General features: G+C 37.0%; 16 protein-coding genes and 1 tRNA gene. 7 read left to right on the top strand and 10 right to left on the bottom strand.

Going from position 1 to position 21,499, the window contains the following annotated elements; genetic code table 11:
* The first annotated feature begins 144 nt into the window (after nucleotides 1-144).
* Nucleotides 145-217: transfer RNA gene (locus QA584_RS00670), tRNA-Ala, on the top strand.
* A 242-nt stretch (nucleotides 218-459) separates the two neighbouring features.
* On the opposite strand, the gene QA584_RS00665 is transcribed toward QA584_RS00670, so the two are convergent.
* The 3 genes from QA584_RS00665 to QA584_RS00655 form a co-directional block, all read right to left on the bottom strand.
* Nucleotides 460-1,038, bottom strand: a complete 579-nt coding sequence (locus QA584_RS00665; protein ID WP_278272600.1) for a DUF4411 family protein — start codon at nucleotides 1,036-1,038, stop codon at nucleotides 460-462.
* A 3-nt stretch (nucleotides 1,039-1,041) separates the two neighbouring features.
* Nucleotides 1,042-2,205, bottom strand: a complete 1,164-nt coding sequence (locus QA584_RS00660) for an ImmA/IrrE family metallo-endopeptidase (RefSeq protein WP_278272599.1) — start codon at nucleotides 2,203-2,205, stop codon at nucleotides 1,042-1,044.
* A 398-nt stretch (nucleotides 2,206-2,603) separates the two neighbouring features.
* Nucleotides 2,604-3,044 (bottom strand): type II toxin-antitoxin system PemK/MazF family toxin, encoded by a 441-nt coding sequence (locus QA584_RS00655; protein ID WP_278272598.1) that lies wholly within the window; start codon nucleotides 3,042-3,044, stop codon nucleotides 2,604-2,606.
* 1,143 nt (nucleotides 3,045-4,187) lie between these two features.
* On the opposite strand from QA584_RS00655, the gene QA584_RS00650 reads away from it, so the two are divergent.
* Nucleotides 4,188-4,382 (top strand): hypothetical protein, encoded by a 195-nt coding sequence (locus QA584_RS00650; protein ID WP_278272597.1) that lies wholly within the window; start codon nucleotides 4,188-4,190, stop codon nucleotides 4,380-4,382.
* 276 nt (nucleotides 4,383-4,658) lie between these two features.
* On the opposite strand, the gene QA584_RS00645 is transcribed toward QA584_RS00650, so the two are convergent.
* The 4 genes from QA584_RS00645 to QA584_RS00630 all read right to left on the bottom strand — a co-directional run bounded on the left by QA584_RS00645 (nucleotide 4,659) and on the right by QA584_RS00630 (nucleotide 7,571).
* Nucleotides 4,659-5,093: a DUF3021 family protein gene (locus QA584_RS00645; protein WP_278272596.1), complete on the bottom strand. Its 435-nt coding sequence runs from the start codon at nucleotides 5,091-5,093 to the stop codon at nucleotides 4,659-4,661.
* A gap of 13 nt (nucleotides 5,094-5,106) precedes the next feature.
* The gene (locus QA584_RS00640; protein ID WP_278272595.1) at nucleotides 5,107-5,544 is read right to left on the bottom strand and encodes a LytTR family DNA-binding domain-containing protein; all 438 of its coding nucleotides are present in this window, start codon (nucleotides 5,542-5,544) and stop codon (nucleotides 5,107-5,109) included.
* Between the two features lie 12 nt (nucleotides 5,545-5,556).
* Nucleotides 5,557-6,468 (bottom strand): ABC transporter permease, encoded by a 912-nt coding sequence (locus QA584_RS00635; RefSeq protein WP_278272594.1) that lies wholly within the window; start codon nucleotides 6,466-6,468, stop codon nucleotides 5,557-5,559.
* A gap of 194 nt (nucleotides 6,469-6,662) precedes the next feature.
* Nucleotides 6,663-7,571, bottom strand: a complete 909-nt coding sequence (locus QA584_RS00630; RefSeq protein WP_278272593.1) for an ABC transporter ATP-binding protein — start codon at nucleotides 7,569-7,571, stop codon at nucleotides 6,663-6,665.
* 417 nt (nucleotides 7,572-7,988) lie between these two features.
* On the opposite strand from QA584_RS00630, the gene QA584_RS00625 reads away from it, so the two are divergent.
* Nucleotides 7,989-8,165, top strand: a complete 177-nt coding sequence (locus QA584_RS00625) for a hypothetical protein (protein ID WP_278272592.1) — start codon at nucleotides 7,989-7,991, stop codon at nucleotides 8,163-8,165.
* Between the two features lie 152 nt (nucleotides 8,166-8,317).
* Entirely contained in the window at nucleotides 8,318-9,685 is a 1,368-nt protein-coding gene (locus QA584_RS00620) for a PhoH family protein (protein WP_278272591.1), read from the top strand.
* A 4-nt stretch (nucleotides 9,686-9,689) separates the two neighbouring features.
* Here QA584_RS00620 and QA584_RS00615 read toward each other — a convergent pair whose 3' ends face one another.
* Nucleotides 9,690-10,919 carry an MFS transporter gene (locus QA584_RS00615; RefSeq protein WP_278272590.1) on the bottom strand — a complete coding sequence of 410 codons (1,230 nt, stop codon included), beginning with the start codon at nucleotides 10,917-10,919 and terminating at the stop codon, nucleotides 9,690-9,692.
* 369 nt (nucleotides 10,920-11,288) lie between these two features.
* Here QA584_RS00615 and QA584_RS00610 point away from each other — a divergent pair, with 369 nt between their 5' ends.
* Complete coding sequence (locus tag QA584_RS00610) at nucleotides 11,289-12,257, top strand: serine hydrolase domain-containing protein (RefSeq protein ID WP_278272589.1); 969 nt, start codon at nucleotides 11,289-11,291, stop codon at nucleotides 12,255-12,257.
* A 194-nt stretch (nucleotides 12,258-12,451) separates the two neighbouring features.
* On the opposite strand, the gene QA584_RS00605 is transcribed toward QA584_RS00610, so the two are convergent.
* Nucleotides 12,452-17,218: a cadherin-like beta sandwich domain-containing protein gene (locus QA584_RS00605; RefSeq protein ID WP_278272588.1), complete on the bottom strand. Its 4,767-nt coding sequence runs from the start codon at nucleotides 17,216-17,218 to the stop codon at nucleotides 12,452-12,454.
* 465 nt (nucleotides 17,219-17,683) lie between these two features.
* Between QA584_RS00605 and QA584_RS00600 the strand changes: the two genes are divergently transcribed.
* Nucleotides 17,684-18,055, top strand: a complete 372-nt coding sequence (locus QA584_RS00600; protein WP_278272587.1) for a BlaI/MecI/CopY family transcriptional regulator — start codon at nucleotides 17,684-17,686, stop codon at nucleotides 18,053-18,055.
* A 4-nt stretch (nucleotides 18,056-18,059) separates the two neighbouring features.
* Entirely contained in the window at nucleotides 18,060-19,529 is a 1,470-nt protein-coding gene (locus QA584_RS00595) for a M56 family metallopeptidase (protein WP_278272586.1), read from the top strand.
* A gap of 161 nt (nucleotides 19,530-19,690) precedes the next feature.
* On the opposite strand, the gene hisS is transcribed toward QA584_RS00595, so the two are convergent.
* The gene (gene hisS, locus QA584_RS00590) at nucleotides 19,691-20,953 is read right to left on the bottom strand and encodes a histidine--tRNA ligase (RefSeq protein WP_278272585.1); all 1,263 of its coding nucleotides are present in this window, start codon (nucleotides 20,951-20,953) and stop codon (nucleotides 19,691-19,693) included.
* Nucleotides 20,954-21,499: the final 546 nt, after the last annotated feature.

Genomic DNA, 21,499 nt, shown 5'->3' with positions numbered 1-21,499 from the left:
CGTTTTTTGCTTTCAAATTAAATTTTTTGCTATTATATATAAATTTTTATTGATATTAATGCGAATCCGTTTTATAATAGTCTGGTGATTACGGTTTTTTGATATTATATAAGCAAACTTGTTTAAATTAATCACAATTATTTCGGGGCATTAGCGCAGTTGGGAGCGCACCACACTGGCAGTGTGGGGGTCAGGGGTTCAAGTCCCCTATGCTCCACTTAAATAAATATAGGAAAATCAAGGGTTACGGCAATTAATAAAAAATTATACCACTCAGCAATGAGTGGTTTTTTGATGCCTTGGGGTTTAATTGGGGTTTGTCAGTATTGAATTTTACTGCATTATAAAAGCAGCTACCTTGTGATAGCTGCTTTTTATAATTGAATTACTTCCTATCTAAAATAATTTATTATTTGGTGAATAAAATGAGTTTTGAAGGATTTTAGTATCATTTTAGTATCACGCTCGCTCCCTGAGGTTACCTAAGTATTCATTCAATAATATAGGTTCACACAAATCTTTGCATATATATACTTCCTCATACTCATTTTTACTTTTATAAATATTCTTCAATAATTTATAGAAATTTGATATATTCATATACGGAACGTTTAAACTAACAGCAATGTTTGGTATTTTTTCAGAATTAGGTTTCTCATCACTTTCCGCGGTAACAACAATTCCATTTATTACTTTTGCTTTTGCAACTAAGATCGCATCAGCTTCAGGGGTTCCATTACGAAGACTACTCTCTTTAATACCTTCTCTAAACTTCTTACTTTTAAATATCTCCCTAATATAAAAACCCTCTTCATTCGTTGGTTTTAAGAAATAGCCTTTATGTTCTTTTAGCCATTTACCCTCTTCCGTATCTGGTCCCCAACGTTTTTCCATTTCACAATAAGCTTCATCTACAGAAATTATTTTACCATTTTTCATACACTTTGACCAAGGTTCCCATATATCATCAAAGACATCTAATGGAATGTTCCTGAATGATCTTGAAAAAATATTATTATCAACTACATATGTTATCATACATCACAGGGCCCCCCACCCTTTTTTCTGAGCAATAACTTTTAAGGATGGTATCTTCATATTCATATATTGTGATAACTGCATAATGGTAATTTTATTATTGTAATAGCATCCATATGTTAATCTTACATATCTTTCTCCCTTGTAAGACATTTGAGTATTATAATAATTACCTCTACTTTCTTTTGAATCATTAATTTCTGTAATACGTTTATAGTCTTCTAGATATGCATTTCGTAACTCGTTATAATATTCCTTATCTATAACTTTTTTATCTAAAAATTTACGCAAAATAACTTCTCTACTTACACAAAAGGTATTTGCTAATTGTTCAATAATTTTTTCATTGAATATTTTACCCCTGATCCTGCTATCAAACTCAACATCTGGTACCAAAAACTCACCGGCAAATTTATTACAATTTATCTCAATCAATTCATCAGCCTCATTATAATAACTACAGCCATTTGAATCATTAAAAATATCAATACCGCTAGTCTTATAAAGTATATGAAAAATTTCATGAAAAAGTGTAAATATTTGTCTTGCAAAAGAAAATGAATTGTTAATATACACTACAGGAAATTCTTTATCATATAAACAGAATCCAGAGATTCTTTCATCTTTAAAGGCATCCTTAAATACATATATTCCAATTTGATAAAATTTTTCTCTCCAAAATTCAAATGCAGTATCATATTTTTTTAATTTATTTTGTTCTTCCAAACTAACATTCATTATTTTCCTTAGCTTTGCTGCAGTTGATTTGATATCAAAACAATTAAACTCTTCCCTAACAATTTTATTTATTTTCTCATTCTTATTTTCGTTTAACTCGTATAGGTTGATTTGCATAATTCTAGCTTCATCCATAAGCCTTTTAATGTTTCGTGTGAACATCATTCCCATATCTTTAGGTAAGGTTCTACATGAAGTAACAATATTTTTCATTACCGGAGGAGCAGGAAAGAAAAAAACTGCAACTGGCTTACGATAAATATTACCTAAATCTTTTAACTGCTTATATGTAGGATAATTTGTTCCGTTTTCCCATGCAGTAACCTTTTCCGATCCAAACTTTTCTATTACCTCATCTATAAGTGTACAGCTTTCTTCTCTCGCCCATATTAACATTTCTGGATTAATATAGGTCATCTTTTCAGCCATTAAATGCACCACCAATCTTCCATTTAAACGTGTGGCATTATATACCCTGCCAATAGTACTTTTTTCCCATTATATACCTTAAGTAAATAAATTACAACACAAAATGCCAACTTTTTCCACCGTGATTTTTGATTAACAAAAAAGCAACCACCTAGAGGGAAGTTGCTGACCGAATTAAATATCTTTTTCAATAAATACAAAAGGCATTAACCTAAGTCAATGCCTTTTGGAAAAATAATGATTTGCACAGCCTAAGCTGTGGAAAAATAATGTTTTTATTTATAACTAAACATTACACTATTATTATATGTTTGTCAATACATTTTGATACACAAATTATACTTTTTTATAACTTTATAATACTTTATAATAAATTTTGTATACTTTTATATAACTTGTTATGTTTCACTTAATGGACTAAGTTTATAGAGGTAGTTGATTTGTTTATTTATTTTTTTCCAGTCATCTTCTGTTATCGCTGCTATTTTACCAGCTGTTCTAAAGGGCTTCTCAATTCGGATTATGTCAATAGTTCTCATTTGCTCTACCAGTGCTGTACTATTTCTATTTTCTAAATCAACATGATACCAGAAACCATCATTCAATCTTTGTGAAGTTAATGGAATCACTGTCACTATGGTAGATCTACCATAGGTTCTAGTAACTAATACAGGTCTATGCTTTCCTTCCTCTGATCCAATATTACATCCCAAATAAGCCCAATATATGCAATTGTAGTTGATAGGAAAATCCTTAGCAGTACGAGGCTCAAATTTAAGTTGGCTTTTTACATTTGTCCAATCCATAAAATCCTTAAAATCATCATAGCTTATAGACATATAAATATTCCTCTTTTCAGCAAGTATTATTTTTCATTATACCCCAATAAATGACAAAAAGAAATATTTATTTTCATCACTTCCCCCACCGTATAAGTCAGTCTATCGCCTCATGGGGTATACCTCATATTGATGAATGCCCTCAATACAATTTAGGGCAGTTAGTATGTAGTCGTTTCAAACGACCACCTTTGAAGGGTGTCCACTTAACGGACAGAACTTTTCCGGAAGGGTTACTCACTTTATGAATACCCCCTCAAAGGGTAGGTACTTTATACTCTTCCTTTCTTCCCTTTTTTGAATGATAGACAGTGTTGATCATAATCAACTATTGGAAGTAAAGGTATATCCGAAATCGGAGTGGCTAATTATTTCATCTATATAAGATGGGAATATGTATCCTATCCCTCGGATAAGTCATCCCTGCAGCCGTTCTTCATCCACCCATCCCATCCTCCGGGCATACCTTAATTCGTTCTTATCCAGATAATCATAATGCCCTCTTTCACAATGTCTCTTCACCATAGCAGCACTAAAGGGCTTGTCTGCATCCCATAGCCCTGTTTCAATGGCTAATCGCCTTATTCCGGCATTCCTTTTGATAAGACGGTTACAATAGCATCTGTCTTACTGCCGATCTGCTGATTTTAAACTGTTTCCCTATGCTCTCAAAGGCAAGATTATCTAGCCGGTAGGGCGACCATGCCATCCGTTTCGAGTCTTGCGAAAGGGGTGGTACATTTGTACATTACATATAGTGATTTATTTACTTTTGTAATTATGATAGTTGCTATAATAACACTTGTCAGAAATGACAAGCACAAAAAATAGCCGTCCCGGTCTCAGCAAAGGTTAGGACGACTATTTTTATAAGTTCTTAGTTTTCGCCGAGGCGGATAGGTTTGAGCTATCTTCCGGCTGTCTTGCTAAGTACATTATAAACCACATTTCAATGTGATGTCAATGATAATATACCCCCCCGCAGCAATAAGTAATCGGAGTAAAGGTGTCTGAAACGAAGCAGTCAGCACTAAAACCTTCCTTGAATATGGTATTAACCGTAACTGGCATCCGAACATATTCTTCTTGAATTTCGTTCCATTTTGTTATAAATTGTACCCATAGAGTAATGGAGGTCTACGAATGATTACAGTAAAAGCCGAAGATGTGCAAGAAGAAATGGTATTTAAGATGTGGTTTGGAACCCATTCTGTCCTTAGAATTGATCCTTATACCGGTACGGATGATACTATACTAAATATATTAATCTTTTCGAATGGTTATAAATTGACGAATTGGAAAAGCAATGTTTATCGATTAAAAAATACATCAAAGTAAACCATCAAAACCATTCTTAACCGTTACTTAATAGTCATCTGTTAAGTAACGATTAAGTACACCGCGTCCCCTTGGGGCGCTTTTTTTCTTATCCGAAAAAATATGGTCACAATTATAACTTGCTGGTATGCGTATATAATACCATGATATTTGTCCGGAAAGGTTACAATAATAACAACAGGGAGATTGTTACCTTCTATGAAGATAACGGCTTGTTGTCTTTCATCAATCAGCTAAAAAATAAAATGTGACAGCCGGTGAATAAAATTACTTCTTTTATACGTCATCCTCCCCGGCATTATATTTCCTAAGCTTCTTATTCAAGGCATTTGCCACTCTCTTATCACTTTCAATCATTGCCTTTGTGATGTAGATATAAGTTACCGTAAAAAAGATACCAATCAGAATAACATATTTAACCTGATCCGGCTCAATCCAATGAAAGAGAAACGCACCACCAAATACAACCAGCCCGTCACAGAGAAAATGCAGAACATACCGTACCTTTATCTGTTCTTTACTTAATTCCTTTCTGGACCAGAAGATAACCTTTGTAAAAGCGCAGGCTGCCGCAATGGCAATAATCTGCCAGAGGAACATATAATCAAGTCTTGCATCACGGGCAAACAAGGTCAGATAGAGCGCTGCACCTATGGCATTACCTGCCAAAACATAAATAAAAACCCGAAACATACTTTTAATCGTTGACATCTTGAAAGCCTCCTTATAACCCAAGCTTTTTTTTAAGCTCCGGAACGTACTGTCTTGAAATAACTACCTTTTCCCCATTAAAAAGCAAAGCCTCAAAACGTCCTGAAAATGCCGGGCTGATACTTTTGATTTTTGAAATATTTAAAATAACTGATTTTGACGCCCGGAAAAAATCGCAGTTCTCATAGGTTTCCTCAATTTCGTACAATTTGAGCTTAGATTCGTAAACGCTCTGCTTACAATATATGAATACCTTGTTATCAACACCTTCAAAATAATATACATTTTTGGTGTCAATCATCGTAATGATCCCATCCTTACTTCCCGTAAGTTTTTTCTGTTCTGTCTTTAATTCCGATATCAAACTCAGAACTTTTTCATTCAAGCTGTTGCAGCGTATGATAATCTGCTCTTCTTCTCCTGGATTGATATCTTCAATAATAATCTTCATGGAGATTTGCTCCTATCTGATAACCGTATTTCTTTTTCTTTGAATAAACGCAGATATTATGATTAAAATTATACCACTAATGAACAAAAATGCCACCTGAAATTGACTGCTAACCAGATGCTCTCCCATACGTACCGTAATCCCCATGTAATCTTTGAACCCTTTAAGGAGTTCCCCTGGACAATTTTGAAAAGTGGTCTTAAGTATTTCTTCCGTAAAAGCCTCCCTCATTAAGGCTGAGCCATGTAACAAAGGCAGACTTTTCACTACAGTCTGTACTTTAGCCGGTAATGCACCCATAGGCAAATAGATAGCCGCTAAAAAACCCACTAAAGTCCCGATTATCGTACTTAGACCGGAAAATGCGCTGGTACTGTGAACAAAATTGGTTATAAAAAACATCAGACTGGAGGACATAAATACATTTAATACGATAAATAACAGAACTCGCAATAATTGACCCCCATTTAATAATTCCCCGCCGGTATACCAGACAAACAATTCCCCAAATATAAGGGTCAGACAGCACATAGCAATTCCCATTACAATAGCCGCAACGATATATCCCAGGACGAAAACTCCCCGATTAACAGGTGAAACATAAAAAGACGATAACTTATTATATTCTTCATCAGAAACCATAAACCCAACCATAGAAAGTGTAATGGTAACCGAATTTACAACAAGAATACCTGCCAGAGTCCATAATAATACCAGCTGTTCCGCATTGTTCCTGTCTGCTGCCGCATCCCTTACCCCTCCATATTGGTTTAAAAGATTTACTACATTATCCGTATTTGACTGTCCTAAAAACATAGCCATCAAAGCAATGATTATAATTGTTGACAATAAAGAAAAGAATATTGTGGATCTGTTTCTGGAATAAACCAGAATATTTCGTTTTACCAATCTGCATAATGTCATATGAATGAACTTCCTTTCCTCTTTTTAGACCCTTTCGTTAGATAAAAAGTTTTACTTGCCTTTTTGTAAGCTTCACCTTTAATATTCTAGTAATTGCATGATATAGTTATCATATTAGAGTTTCGTAACTTATCTTTAATTTATTTCAATTACAACGATAGTGTAAATTTTTACAAATACAAAATCCGTATAAATTACAGTGACTTTCCGGTAACATTTAAAAACACGTCATCCATGGTTCCCTGAAGGATTTCACAGGAACTTAGCTCCTCTTTGATCCCATTTAAAAGCGCTAAACCAAGTTTGGTATTTGCAACATTTATCCGGATATGATTGCTTCGTTCAACATAGATACAGGACTTTTCTTTCAGATATTGGATTACTTTATCCTTATCCTTTGGATAGATTCTAAGAAAATCATTGGCATACTTCTCTTTTAAAGTATGGGGTGTTCCGCCTGCTGCCAGTTTTCCGCCTTCTAAGATTGCAATATACTGGGCTTTCGCGGCCTCCTCCATATAATGGGTGGTAAGAAATATGGTCATATGTTTTTCTCTTCTAAGACCTTCCAGGCTGTCCCAGACCTGCTGCCTGGTCTGAGGGTCCAAACCCGTGGTTGGCTCATCTAAAAATAATAGTTCCGGTGTATTCATTAAGGCTCTTGCAATTTCACAGCGTCTTTTCTGACCCCCGGATAACTTTCTAAACTGCCGGTTAAGAAGCTCTCCTATCCCTAAGATTTCACAGACAGAATCCAGATTTTTTTTAATTGCTTTCGTATCTTTATTGTAAAGTGATGCTCTGATTGTTAAATTCTCCTTAATGGTAAGTCTGTTATCCAGTGAATTCTCCTGAAACACCACTCCAATCCTGCTCCTGATCTTGTCATTGTCCCTGCCTAATTGATAACCGCATATGGTGACCTCTCCCTCCGTCTTTGGAAACAGGGTACACAGTATATTGATCGTAGTGGACTTACCCGCACCATTTACTCCCAAAAATCCATACAACTGCCCCTTTTCAACCTGAAAGCTGATATCATCCACCGCTTTTATATCGTTGAAATATTTCTTTAGGTTCCTGACTTTAATGATATCCTCCATAAATTACTCCTTTCCTAAACCGCCCAGTAACATAATTCACTTTCTTTTTGCACTCCTGCTGCTATCTTTGCGTATGTTTAAAAGTATATGTATCTTTTCCCGCCTCCGCAATATACCACCTGGTGAGTTGCCATACAGCTATGGTAAGATGCCCCCAAAAGCCGGTATGAGGATTCTATGCCTTGAATATGGTAATATTTCTTTTCGTTTGTATTCATCACCTGGTATAACTACATATAATAGCCGTAACAAAACTGATTATGCCAAACACAAGTACTTGCAGTTTTACACATTGATAATCTATACTTTACGTAAGTATGATAGTTTTTCTCCAGCTAATGTTATATAAATGAATCATAACATCTGATAACTGCCTTTCAGACACTGCTAGTATTTCTTCCACGGAGGTAACTGCCTATGTTTAAGCTATTCCTGGTTCATAGAACCCTTCTTTATCCTTCCATCTATTTGTTTGGTCTGGAAGCCCTTCTTACAATTTTTATGTTTATTTATCTTTCTACAAGTGATAAGCTTCAAACTTCAAAAGACAATCTATATATTACTGTAATGCTTGCTGCCTCGAAGATGCAGTGAGCATTATTTTGTTATTTTCAAAGAAAGTTTCACTCTATTTCTTAGGAAACAAGAAGCCCTGCAGGACAGAAATTGTAGTTGGCAGGATATTCGTATTTAGCAGTAAGTCTCTTCTTTGTTTCACTAAAATAAATCACATAACGGAGGTATCCATGAAAAAAACTTATGTTATCGATACGAATGTTTTAATTCAATCTCCTTATGCTTTATTATCTTTTGAAGATAATAAGGTAGTACTTCCAATCGCAGTTTTAGAAGAATTAGATAAATTAAAAAATGATGATGGAGAACGGGGAGCCAATGCAAGACAGGCAATCCGTTACTTAGAACAACTGCGGCAGACCGGCAGCTTGTTTGAAGGTGTTTTTACTGGATTTGGCGGAATTATTAGAATTGAGGCTAATTTTGTGGCAGTAGAACTCCCTCACGGCTTTCATACGGATTCTAACGACAACCGGATATTAAAAGTCTGCAAAGGTTTAATGGACAAAGGCGATTCTGTTACTCTGGTCACCAAAGATATTATTGTCCGCTTAAAGTCCCAGATGTTAGGAATTCCCGCCGAAGATTTTACAACAGAACAAGCTCCAAATATTGAAGAACAGTATACCGGAAGAATGGATGTCTATACTTCTGATAAAGTTATGAGTGAGTTTAAGAAAAAAGGAATTGCACCAAAAAATATATATGTGATGGACGGTACCGATAAAATACCCGTCCTTCCGGAGATAAACCAGTTTTTTATCATCCATTCGGAAACCAGTGAAAAGAAAACTCTCCTTGGCAGATATGACGGCAAAAACATTATACCGCTGAAAAGCCTGAAAGCAGAACCCTTCGGAGTCCAACCCAAGAATGTAGGTCAGCGGTTTTTACAGGAAGCCTTAATGCAGAATGCAGACACTGCACCCCTGGTTATTGTCAAAGGAACAGCCGGTACTGCTAAAACCTTCTACTCCCTGGCCGTAGGTCTTGAACAGACCTTAGAGGCAGACAGTAAAGCTTACCGCAAAATCCTGATTACCAGACCTAACGTCCAGTTCGATGAGGATATCGGCTTCCTCCCTGGAAGTGAACAGGAAAAAATAGCTCCTTATTTACGTCCGATCATTGATAATCTGGAGATTTTAGTAGACCGAAGTGAAAAAGAACGGTATAAGAATGAGAAAGAACTCAGGGGTAAAATAGATGAACTGTTTGACCGGGGCGTCATTACCACGGAAGCTATGAACTTTATCAGGGGTCGCTCCATAACCCAAACCTATCTAATTATCGACGAAGCGCAAAATCTTACCCCCAAGCAGGTAAAAGGTATCGTAACAAGGGTAGGAAAAGGCACGAAAGTAATCTTACTTGGTGACCCGGAACAAATTGACCATCCACTGTTAGACGAGCGCACCAATGGTCTTAGCTATGCTTCCGAGAAAATGAAAGGCAGCCCCTTATGTTTTCAATTAACTATGCAGACGGATGAATGTGAACGGTCTGTGTTAGCTTTTGATGCGGCAATGAGAATGTAACTCTTTAGCTGCTTACGTGATTTCTTTTCTCTTCCCTCAAGGAGAATGCATAGATTGCTACTGTAGGGATTAATAATAGACCTGTATAAAAAATCCCAAGGCTGCCAGAGATTTTAGCTGCAATAAAACCAATCAACGGTCCCCCAAGGATTTGTCCCAATGCATTTATCTGTCCGCTGGCAGATAAAACGGTAGCTCTTGCATTCTCCTCTATAAAACCATTCAGTCTGGTATTATAAACCGGATTATTAATTGTTTTAAAACAACCAGTCAGTAAATATGCGGCAAGCATTACCTTAAAGTCTTTTGTTAAGGCAAACACTAGTATTCCTACGATGGTAAAACTATTAATATAGATTAAAAATAACACTTGATTTAATTTACTTTTCATCAGCTTTTCAGCTAAGTGCAGCGCGGTAATACTAAGTACCGTGCCAGCCATACTAAATATCCCAAACCAGGTCACAGACCCAAACCCGCCGATTTTAGGCAGTACCGTATCCTTTAGGAAGTGAACCGTATAAAGTCTGTCAAACCCTTCACTGGATAGCCCATAAAATAAGGTGATTAATAAAAGCCTTCGGATTTCCTTATTGCCCTTTACCTGTGTAAACCCGGACACAAAAGTATTTCCCATGTTTCTTAGAATACCTGTCTTAAGATCTTTCGTAGGTGTAAAATTATTTTCCGGCATAAAACCCAATAGGAATAAGGTAAGTCCAAGGAACAAACTCCCTCCGGTAATGATAGGAAGTGAAAGTGATACATTCCCAAGACCTGTACCAATTAAAATCCCCACGGCAGAACCAACCTCACCAATTCTTGCTCCTCTTAGATAGATACGATCAAGATTAATAACCTTCTCTTCTTCTGCAATCCAGGCGTCAATCGCCCCACTGATAAAAGTATAGCCCACTCCCCATAATACCTGGGCGGTCAGTACCGCAGCAAAATAAGGCACCGCACCCTCCACAATAAAACCAAATCCCGTTAAAACCAACCCGATTAGGACCGAGATCTTCCTGCTGTATAGATCTGCAACGATCCCTGTCGGAATTTCAAAGAGAAAACAGGTGGCCTCTAACACGGTACCCACAAGAACTAACTGCAACGGATTTAGGTTAAGAATCTCAACCTGATAAACCAGATTAACCGTAAATACCATGGAAAAGAGAAAAGCCGTAACCAGGGAATAAATGTTGTAAATTTTATAAGCAGATAGTTTCGCTGTCATTCAAAATCTCCTTTTTAACATATGCTTTAAATGAAGATGTAAAAAATCCTCTATAACAGCTTAACGTAAAATTCCCTGTTTCTCTGGTCCAGTTTTGCTAAGTTCATAAAAATTTGTAATGCATTGTTATAATGAACCTTCATTAAATCTATTTACTTAACTAGTAAGAAACACACTGCTTAAATTCCAGCTGATACGTTTCTGTATTTCAATATGGTAGTTAATGTCTCTTTTAATTCTATATTCAGTTCTCAAATTTTATGGTTATAAAAACTCTGGATGGGCTCCTCTTTATAGCCAAGGTAAATGATTGACTTTACCCTTAGGGTAAGGTTTACAATAAAAGAAAACCCAAAAGGAGAAGTCAATATGAACACTGTGCTATGGCAAAAACTAAACAAATTGTATAGGGAAGATGAGATTTTTCAGGATTTTAATGGTTATATTCTGATCAAAGAAGGTAATGAACTCCTATTTAAACAGTCCTTTGGATATTCTGATTTTAGTGAAAAAAAAGTCGCAGATGAACATACTGTTTACAGCATAGGCTCCATTACAAAACAATTTACAGCCATGAGTATTTTGCTGTTAGTGCAAAAAGGATTACTCTCAATTGACGATTATATCGGTAACTATTTAACAGATTTTAAATATGGCGCAAACATAAAAATACGCGATATGTTAAACATGGTATCTGGAATGCCAGAATACTGGAACCAACCGGGTTGGCAGGAAATCGACGGTATTACAACGGAGGATTCTTATGAATTCATCAAAACTCTTACTGACTACAATCCGCCACATCAAAATTTCAATTATTGCAATTCTAACTATATCGTACTAGGTAAATTAATTGAACAAATATCAGGACTCAGCTTAGGTGAGTATATGGAGCAGAATATCTTTAAGACCCTTGGTATGGATAATACCAGACTACTTACAGCTCCAAAATTTATTAAGGAACTGGCAGTAGGATATAAATCACCCCGTGTTTCCAAATGGGAAAAAGCAACCCCGATTTACTCCTTTGCAGGTGCTGGTGGAGTTTATTCTAGTGCAGCGGATCTATGCATATGGGATAGTACCTTATATAAAAACTCTCTGTTAAGCAAGGAATTGCTAGCAGAAATGTTTAGACCTGTTTTTAACGGCTATGCCATGGGTTGGTATATCAATGGGGATAAGGTTAGTCATGGTGGAGATGCCCCTGGCTTTAGTACCAGTATCAGTCGTTTCAGAACCCGTAAATTATTAATACTATTATTTTGTAATGTTGACGGCTGTAAGGAATCCAATATGAGCCATTATGTGAACAAGGTGGAAAGTCTTATTTTGTAATTTCTATTAACTGAGACGAATAATACAGTGTGATTTTTAAAAGGGCTAAATGAAAGAGTAAATTCTGGTTTGCAGATATTTGAAAAGCTGAGAGGAGTACTTTGCTGATCAGCAACTTACTCCTCTCCTTCTGATTATGATTACCTTAGGTTTTGATACACTGTACTATTTACTGCTTTACCACAGGCTGTTTTTTACTGTTTCTTTTTTTCAAAATAATAATTGATTATATATTTCCTGGTTATCATATCCTTGCAGGCCACGTTAGCGGCTGTCTTATCTATAAAGTCCATGGATACTCTGTAGTACTTGCCCTCTGGTGTAACCGTGACATTCTTACAATCGTATTCCTCTGCAAAAATCTTAGCTACCTGTTTCGCATAGCTCTCACTTCCGATCAGACCAAGCATGATGTGTTCTTTATAATCCGGTGATTTCCGGGTTATCTTTACGGTATAAACCTTACTGGTCTTTTTATTTTCAGCCGTTATTTTTACGTATACGGTATTATCGCCTTCCTTCAGTTTTACCTTATTACCAGATATAAGCTTCGTACAGGTCTGATTACTGTAGAGTTTCCAGGTTGCTTTCTCACTTACCTTTAACTTAAGGGTCACCGATGCAGTTTTATTTTCTGTTGTAGCCTTAACTACCTTTCCCATAACCGAGGCTTTTGCCGGAGTGATAACCTTAAGCAGGTTAGCTTCATTGGATTTTTTAACAGGAGCTGGTTTTATAAAGGCATTGGTCTTTACCACAGTAAAGGTACTAAACTTTTTGATATGGAAACGTATGCCATATACCCCTTCCTTATATTCCACCAGTTCGCCTTGTATCAGCTCTTTGTCTCCGTCAGAATGTTCAATATAGACTGCAAGCTGATTTAAGAAGGCAGCTTTCTCCTTTGGATTGGAGGGGAGGGTGATACCCGTAAGTGGTAAGGTGATATCCGCCTCTGTAGACGGCATGTTCGTTTCAATGGTTATTGGACTGCCAATAATGGATGCAGAACCCTTCTGATTACCACTTACTAAGTTTGCCTGAAGGATTGCATGGTTAACGGCAGTATCTTTTTGTGACTTCTCTTTTACCGGTATCAGGCGGAAATACATATCCTCCTCAGAATTCTTGCTGATACTTTGAAGCTCTGTTTTAGAAATATCAATCTTTGCGTGTTCCGTATCTATTTGTAAATTAATTTTTCCATCGGATAAGGTTGCAATTGATTTAGCCGGAATAGTAACCTTAGTCTCTGATATCGTCTCTTTTCTATCAGGAATTACGATCCTTGCCGTATCCTTCCCTTCTTCTTTCAGAGCTTTCACAGTTTCTACGGCTTTTTCTTCTCCAAAAGTAACTTTATCGGACTTCTTTCCGTCTTTTTCCGTGGTTCTTTCAATGGTTATCTGCGCTACCGTTTTATCTGTATTTCCCTGCTTCACATCTACTGTAATTATTTCCGTACCTGGAGCAGGAGTTGTGGCTGGTACTGGGTCCGGTGAAGAATTTTGTACATAATCACTGCGGAAAACTGTAATCGTATAGGTTACAGTAGTAACACCATCCTCTGCCATTACTCGAATCGTCACCAGATTCGGCCCTACACTCAGATTAATTGCATCTGATGCCTGTCCGCTTAGTACGGTATTTCCATTAACTGTTACAATTGCATTAGCATGAACGGTAGTCGGAGTAACTCTTATACTGCTTATGCTGTAGGAGACGTTCATCGTATAGGCGTTGGTGCCAGAAGCAAAGGCGGTATTTAAACTTCCCCCGCTTACTAAAAGGCCTGATAAGGCAGCCGACTTTGAATAGGTGGTTATTTCATTGGAGGAGGTGGATTCTACTCCTTCTCCCAGGGCATTGACCGCAGCAACTTTAAAAGTGTAAGTGGTCTGGCTTTTTAATCCGGTTACCGTTATGGGACTGCTGCTGCCTGAGGCGGTTAATGCATCCAGTCTTACCCCATTCTCGTATACATATACTTGATAACCGGTTACCGCACTTCCCCCGTTATTAACCGGTGGAGCAAAACTTACAACTGCCCTTTCATCTCCTGTTACCGCGCTCACATTGCCAGGTGCCGCCGGACTAGAAATCGGATTGGAATAGGTTGTCAGTGTCCGTTCTTCTGGATCATTCTCTTCTACGTAACTGTTATGACTCATCTTAAAACGCAGCTGATAACTATGTCCAGCCTCTAGGGTCAATTTTGCTTTCACTGCCGAAAGCCACTCAATATGAGCCCCTGACAATTCCGTCCATTCCGCACTGCCGTCTAGTTTGACTTCAAATTCTTTTGTGATGGCTGCATTCATAATATCCACTGCATCCTCTGGAAATTGTATAGTTACTGTATTCCCTTGTGTCTCTGCAACTGAAATAAGCGGAGAGCGATAACCACCCAATACAGTATAATAGCTGTTATTATTACTATCTGTAACAGAAACTTCATCATTCTGATCAAAGGATACATTTACATAATCTTGTTGATTGGCTTGTTTCATTGCCTCTCCGATTGCATAGGCATCCTCGCTGGTACTTAAGGTTCGTCCGTTTACGATCAGACTACGGTTTGTTCCGGCATTTGACCAGTAACCAGTAATGTCAATCCCGCTGGAATTGTAATCCAGAATATTATTTTCAATGGTCGCATCTACAGGGTAAAAGCCAATAACAGAGATACCACCGCTGGAATACCCCGGGAAATTTGTACTGTTATAGTGAGTAATATTATTATTCCTGATTGTCCCGGTTCCTCCAAAGATATAGATGGCATATTCATATCCATCATCCCGTCTGAGTTTTAAGGGGTTATCCGTTCCTTGAAACGTGTTTCCGCTGATGTCATAATTACCAGTCCTTATAGCAACGGCATTACGGAAGGCATTGCTGCTGTCAAAGGTGCTGTTTCTTATGGTTATGTTACCAGCACCTGGTTCCGCATGGACACCAAAAGCATTCTTAAAACCTTCTGTGGGATTATTATCAAAGTTTTTCAACGTAACGCCGTCCATCTCAAAGGATGCCTCTGGCTTTATATTGATTACCGCGCAGATACCGTCATCATCTGTATTTGTTCCATTTTTCATGGAGCCATTACAGAGTGTAAGCTGATTAAGTGTTAAGAACCCCTCCTGTCCGTCAACCTTAAGAAAGGTTTTCTCATTCATAAAGTTACCCAGTCCATAAAATATAACTCCATCGCTTCGGATGATATTTTCCGTAACTCCCTGTCCTGCCACAATGGTTGCATGATTTCCGTTAATGGTAAGATTTCTTGAAATTATACCTCCATTATACTGGTAAGTACTGCCGCTTAAGAGATTAATAACGGATACCTTCGGGTCTTCCATATAATAAGCTAATTCTTCCGAATCATTCGCAGTAACCTCCGAAGTGATTGCTGACCGGTTAATACTAATCTTATAATACTTTATGGGTGTACTGTTTCTGCCGGTTACCTTGATGTAGACTGTGGTTTCTCCTCCAGCTGCCAGGGGGATGGAATCTGTTCCGGTTATCTCCTGTGTATATGCGGCATTGGTATACAGTTTAACCGTCGCATCCATTTCTGCTGTTATCTCTGATAATTTCAAAGTGTCAATGGAACTGATTACACTTACCGTTGCAGTTACCGGCTCTGACAAAGTGCCCGCCTGTGAACCAGCTATAATTGTCTTACCCAATACACGAAGCAGGGAAGCGCCTCCGTCTGTTAAAAGGCTTCCGTTATAATTTACCTCAACCATTAACCGGAGGACTTTTATAGGACTGCCGGTGCAGGTCTCATTATCATACCATTCAATAATACGAAATCTGTCTGCGGGGTCCACCAATATACGTGAACTATCACTTTGCCGCTCCGATGCAATCTGACTGTACATTGGCAAAAAGGCAATTGTCTGCCAATATCCGTTATCTACAAACCCAGCATCCATTTTGTGATTATTATAATAGTCCTTTCCGTTTTCTACCGTCTCCTGTAAATTAGGATTGCCATCAATTAGAGAATCCTCTGTCACCTGAAGTACCTGTCCATTGGTTCTTAAGGTTTTTACGGCTTTGGCTCCGGCAGGAGCTTGTGCGAAAACTCCGATTAGACGCGTTGCTGTACCGTTATCCGGATTACCATTATTACTGTCGATCGCAGTATAGGTCGTTCCGGAATAAAGCCTCGCATTTGCAGCATAGTTGCTGTTATTGATAGAAACCAGCCCCGGACCGGTTAATACTCTTTCAAAACCTGTAAATATATTCGGCTCATTTGCCAAATCCAAGTCAGCAGCCTCTGCAAGGGTTCCGAAAAAGCTGGTATTTGTATAAGTTCCATACCCTTCTTTTTCTATCGTTAAGGTATAATCATCATCATAATTCATACCGCTTATCACTACCGTATAGTTATCCCCCGAATACACGGCACTATCTACTGTTACGGTTGAACCAGGTACTGTATTATCAGCAACCGAAAACGAACTGCTGTCAAGTCCTATATCCGCCATGGTAACAGTAAGTGTAGTAACATATGGCACTTGGGCAGTATTAAATGAGACTACCTTGACACCACTGACGTCCATAGGTTCATTCACTGAAACCTCAAAATTCTTGACAAAATCGGCTGTTATTGACGCACCGCTGACAACCGTTGCGGATACTCTCACCTGACCTGTCCCAATCGTACTTAAGATATTACCATTAATCGTCGCACCAGTTGTTCCTGGATTTTCCACCTGCCATATTATCTCTTTATTGGTAGCACTATTAGGGATTACTTGCCCGCTCAGTGTCAGGTCTGTACCAGCTACCGCTGTGTCCGGTAGTTCCATAATATCTGTCACAGCCTCAAAGTCGGTAGTTTCAGCCAGGGTTCTTTCTGGTAAGAACGTGATACCACCCAGAATAAGGGCTGCTGACAGCAGCCAGGAAAGAAGCTTTTGTTTCGCTTTAGACATTTTCATAACGTTTCCTCCTTAGTTTCATAGTTTGTTTAGACATATTCCCTTATCAAAAATCATAGTTTATTATTTACTTCTCCCCAGCAATTAGCAGGACTAATGTACTAACTAAATTGTATCAGACGCATCTCGCAAAATTCTCGCGAGAAATTTATTTTTGTATACGATCAGAGACAAATTGCAAAAATATTGAAGCTCTTTTTGCCGGTCTTCATTAATTCCCTAAGCCATAATGAAATGAAATAACATACCAATTTTAATATCATTCAATAATAGTAAGCCAGCAATAAAATATTCGTGTTAAACCAGTAATAAATATTCGTGTTAAACCAGTAATAAATATTCGTGTTAAATCAGTAATAAATTTTCGTGTTAAACCAGTAATAAAATATTAGTTGACAAAATTACACAATAGCAGTAATATATTTCCATAGATTACATTTGTAATCGATTAGGAGGAAATTAATTATGAAGAATAATGCTAACATATCCGATTCCGAATGGGAAATAATGAATGTTATATGGAAAAACCCCAACTGCACTGCGCAGGAAATCATAGAGCAATTAAAAGATACCAGTAAGTGGAAGCCTAAAACCATAAAAACATTAATAAGAAGGTTAATTGATAAAAAGATTGTTGGTTTTGAACCCTATGGAAGGGAATATAAATATTTCTCTCTGGTGAATGAAGATGAGTGCAGAAAATCAGAAAGCGTATCCTTTTTGCACCGGGTTTACAGTGGTTCATTAAAATCCATGCTGCTTAACATTATGGAGGAAGAAAATTTATCAGAAGAAGAGATTGAAGAATTAAAATCCATTCTGAATGAAAGGAAGTAGTTTTATGGCATTTATTTATTTACTATTTCATAAAATCCTTCAGTTATCCTTTATGGGTAGTTTTATTGTAGCTTTTATTCTTTTTAGTAAGTTAATAATAAAAGACCGGATTGGGTTGAGGTTTTCGTATGCTGTCTGGTTCATATTACTTCTCCGCTTGATCGTGCCATTTACTCCATCTAGCAATTTAAGCTTATTTAATTATATTCCTTCTTACAACAGCACGTTAACTTTTAATCCAACCCCTACCAAAGCTCTCATTGTAAATGAAACTACCTACAAGGCCAGTGAAGAAAAAGCGGAAACCCCCTTGGTAAAAGTGGAATCTAAACCAAAGCGTATTATAACTATCATATCCTCAGCTAAGAACATAGTTCCTTTTATTTGGTTATCCGGGGTTTTAATTTTCGGTACGGTGACATTGATAACTAATCAATTATTTTTTTTCCGCATAAAAAAAGCTCCCCGTGTGAAAGACCCTAACATATTAGCTAACCTTAATGAATGTAAACACCTGTTGAACCTTTCAAAAAATATTTCTATAGTTAAGACCTGCCTTGTTAAATCTCCCTGTGTCACTAGTTTTTTTAATCCCATCATACTAATACCAGAATATTCTTTAGACAAAAATAATTTAATCCATTTCAAGTATATCCTTTTGCATGAATTGGCACATGTAAGGCGGAAAGATATCTTAATAAATTATATTGTAAGCTTTTTAAGTATCCTTTACTGGTTTAATCCTCTAATCTGGTATGGTTTTCACAAAATGAGGGAAGACAGAGAAATCTGCTGTGATTCTCTTGCCCTGTCTGTTTTAAGTGAGCCGGAAGTAAAAAGCTATGGATATACCATTATAAGAATCGCAGAATTATCAATTGGGGCGCCATGTCTGCCAGCAGTGGCAGGCATTATAAATAACAAATCTAAAATAAAAAGGAGAATTAAGATGATTAAAGTATTTAAGAAGAATTCTTATCGATTATCTGCTTTTGCTCTGGCAGCACTGCTCCTAACCGGAGCGGCTTTTCTTACAGGCACAACGGAAACAAAAGCGGATACCACCAAGGTAACCACACCTCAGCGAATTGAAGATAATATTGATTATCCCTTTGTAGATGATCAAGATGCGCTTGGAAAGTGGGAAAGTGTTGATTTTGTAGAGGAAATTGAAGACTTCAATGTAGGAGAACCATCCTGGCAAGGTGAATTATTTCTTAAGAGCCTTAAACTGCTTCCCAATGGTCAAATGGCACAGCCTGTTGTCACTGGTGTCACCTCAGACGAAACTACACCGGTTGATTGGCTGACCTGGACAAAAGGATATATTCTTCACCATAATGACAAGACCGCCAGTAAATATACGATAGAAGAAATCGACGGTTCCCAGTATATGTTTTTTGAATGGAAATCCGGAGATTATACAATGGGAGGTATGAAACCTTATTATTATGTACTAAAAAAAGTGAACTAAAAAACCCCTATTATACTATTATCAAAAGGTAAGGATTGCTGTTAGTAATATACTAGATTACTATTTTAACGTCATTAAAAACAATTCCAATAGCGATTAATTTATAAGGCTTTCTAGGGTAAAATAAAATTATCCTAGAAAGCCTTATCCTATACTCCTAGCTAGGTATATACTTTCCTTATCTCTGTATATCCCTCTCTCTCGAGATTTTCCACTTGATATTTGACATTTTTATTCAAAGGCTGAACTAAAACTATGGCTCCGCTTTTTCTTAAAACAGTTGCCTCCTTAAGTATATCTATGGTTTTTTCGGCACTCATATTCTTATCAATTAAAATGGCAAGCCTCTTTTTTATACTAAAATTATTTTCTTTTGCATAATCCTTAAGGATTGTGACAATCCGCTCAAAACCAATGGAGAAGCCGCAGGCTGCTATACTTTGACCGCTGAATTTCCCTATCATTTCATCATAGCGACCACCGCCGGCGATTGAAAAATTATATCCCTCAATACCGATCTCAAAAATAGTACCGGTATAATAAGACATTCCTCTTACCAGGGCAGGATTATACACTAACTTCACGTTCTTGTTAATCATGTTTTTAACACTAGTAATTATGGTATCCAAATTTTTAATTACTTGTGTGTCAATAAAACCCTTAGTTAAAAACTCGCAGAATTCAGCACAGCTAATATCAATGTATGGGTTGTCAAACACAGAGATAAATTTTGACACCTTCTCAACGGAATATCCTTTTAAGAGCAACTCTTCTTTCACTTTTTCTGCACCGATTTTGTCCATCTTATCAAGACTTATGAACACTTCATTGAAGTCGGCTTCACAAAAGCCAGCATAAGCCCCTATAGCTTTTAGTATTTGTCTGTCATTTATGTGTACGGTAAATTCAGTTATACCGACTTCCTTAAAAATGTTAGTTAACATCGCCGAGGTAGCAGCAATCAATTCTATTTCAGCAAGAATTGTGTTGTCCCCTAATATATCGATATCGCATTGCATAAACTGACGGAATCTTCCTTTTTGGGGCTTATCAGCCCGAAAGACATTGCCTAGCTGCAAGGCTTTAAAGGGCATTGTCAATTTATTCATATTATTTGCATAATACCTGGCCAAGGGTACTGTTAAATCATAACGTAAACCTAAATCCGCCAGTTCTTCTTTTCCCTCCTGAAAAGCCTTTTTAAGCTCCTCTCCCCTTTTCATAATTTGAAACATTAATTTTTCATTTTCACCGCCTTGCTTTCCTGTTAAATTTTCGATGTGTTCCACAACCGGTGTTTCTATTTGAGAAAAACCGTACAACTCATAGGTATCTTTTATCATAGTAAGCACATATTCCCTTAATCTCATTTCCTCCGGTAAGATATCACACATACCTTTTACTGGTGTTTTAATAAATTCCATTTTATTTTCCTCCTGATTTAATAATTTACTGTCTAATCGGCAAATTTACTGTGCAAAAAAAGCCATCCGGGTTATCCCTGGATGGCTTTTTAAGATAGAAAGACTTTCACCTTTATCAAATAAGCATCTCATGGGCATAACCAACAAAACAAGCCCATGAATATTCATAGGCTAGCTTTTCCAATGATTATGATGATGCATATTAGATAAATACATGTTTATGTCCTCCAATTAATAATTTTAAATTATTTTGATAATACCTCATAATAAATAGTAAGTCAAGAAATTTCAGCGCATATATACCCATGATGTGATGTACAAATGAAAATGCCACATTCCCCACAAAAGAAATTTCACTTATATACCCATAAAGGAAGGATAATTTCAAAAATCCGATAGCACTAGTATTTTTATTATAGGTAAAACCCTTATGCCACGAAAAACTTGGTGTATTGTTTATTCCCTCATGTTTTTTGCCATTGGGTTTTTAAGTACCAAAAAAGTGTAGATATTAGAGAGTAACTCCAACATCTACACTTTTTATTG

The sequence above is a fragment of the Anaerocolumna sp. AGMB13025 genome, assembly GCF_029689925.1.
Taxonomy (GTDB): Bacteria; Bacillota; Clostridia; order Lachnospirales; family Lachnospiraceae; genus Anaerocolumna.
Note: the sequence above shows the minus strand (reverse complement) of the source record. Positions and strands in the feature narration are given on the sequence as shown.

Bases quoted from the DNA above. Each gene is read 5' to 3' on its own strand.
- QA584_RS00600 (WP_278272587.1), top strand. From the start codon at position 17,684: ATGAAGAATAATGCTAACATATCCGATTCCGAATGGGAAATAATGAAT.
- QA584_RS00625 (WP_278272592.1), top strand. From the start codon at position 7,989: ATGTTTAAGCTATTCCTGGTTCATAGAACCCTTCTTTATCCTTCCATC.
- QA584_RS00615 (WP_278272590.1), bottom strand. From the start codon at position 10,919: ATGACAGCGAAACTATCTGCTTATAAAATTTACAACATTTATTCCCTG.
- QA584_RS00655 (WP_278272598.1), bottom strand. From the start codon at position 3,044: ATGTCTATAAGCTATGATGATTTTAAGGATTTTATGGATTGGACAAAT.
- QA584_RS00635 (WP_278272594.1), bottom strand. From the start codon at position 6,468: ATGACATTATGCAGATTGGTAAAACGAAATATTCTGGTTTATTCCAGA.
- QA584_RS00640 (WP_278272595.1), bottom strand. From the start codon at position 5,544: ATGAAGATTATTATTGAAGATATCAATCCAGGAGAAGAAGAGCAGATT.
- QA584_RS00660 (WP_278272599.1), bottom strand. From the start codon at position 2,205: ATGGCTGAAAAGATGACCTATATTAATCCAGAAATGTTAATATGGGCG.
- QA584_RS00630 (WP_278272593.1), bottom strand. From the start codon at position 7,571: ATGGAGGATATCATTAAAGTCAGGAACCTAAAGAAATATTTCAACGAT.
- QA584_RS00645 (WP_278272596.1), bottom strand. From the start codon at position 5,093: ATGTCAACGATTAAAAGTATGTTTCGGGTTTTTATTTATGTTTTGGCA.
- QA584_RS00620 (WP_278272591.1), top strand. From the start codon at position 8,318: ATGAAAAAAACTTATGTTATCGATACGAATGTTTTAATTCAATCTCCT.
- hisS (WP_278272585.1), bottom strand. From the start codon at position 20,953: ATGGAATTTATTAAAACACCAGTAAAAGGTATGTGTGATATCTTACCG.
- QA584_RS00595 (WP_278272586.1), top strand. From the start codon at position 18,060: ATGGCATTTATTTATTTACTATTTCATAAAATCCTTCAGTTATCCTTT.
- QA584_RS00605 (WP_278272588.1), bottom strand. From the start codon at position 17,218: ATGAAAATGTCTAAAGCGAAACAAAAGCTTCTTTCCTGGCTGCTGTCA.
- QA584_RS00610 (WP_278272589.1), top strand. From the start codon at position 11,289: ATGAACACTGTGCTATGGCAAAAACTAAACAAATTGTATAGGGAAGAT.
- QA584_RS00665 (WP_278272600.1), bottom strand. From the start codon at position 1,038: ATGATAACATATGTAGTTGATAATAATATTTTTTCAAGATCATTCAGG.
- QA584_RS00650 (WP_278272597.1), top strand. From the start codon at position 4,188: ATGATTACAGTAAAAGCCGAAGATGTGCAAGAAGAAATGGTATTTAAG.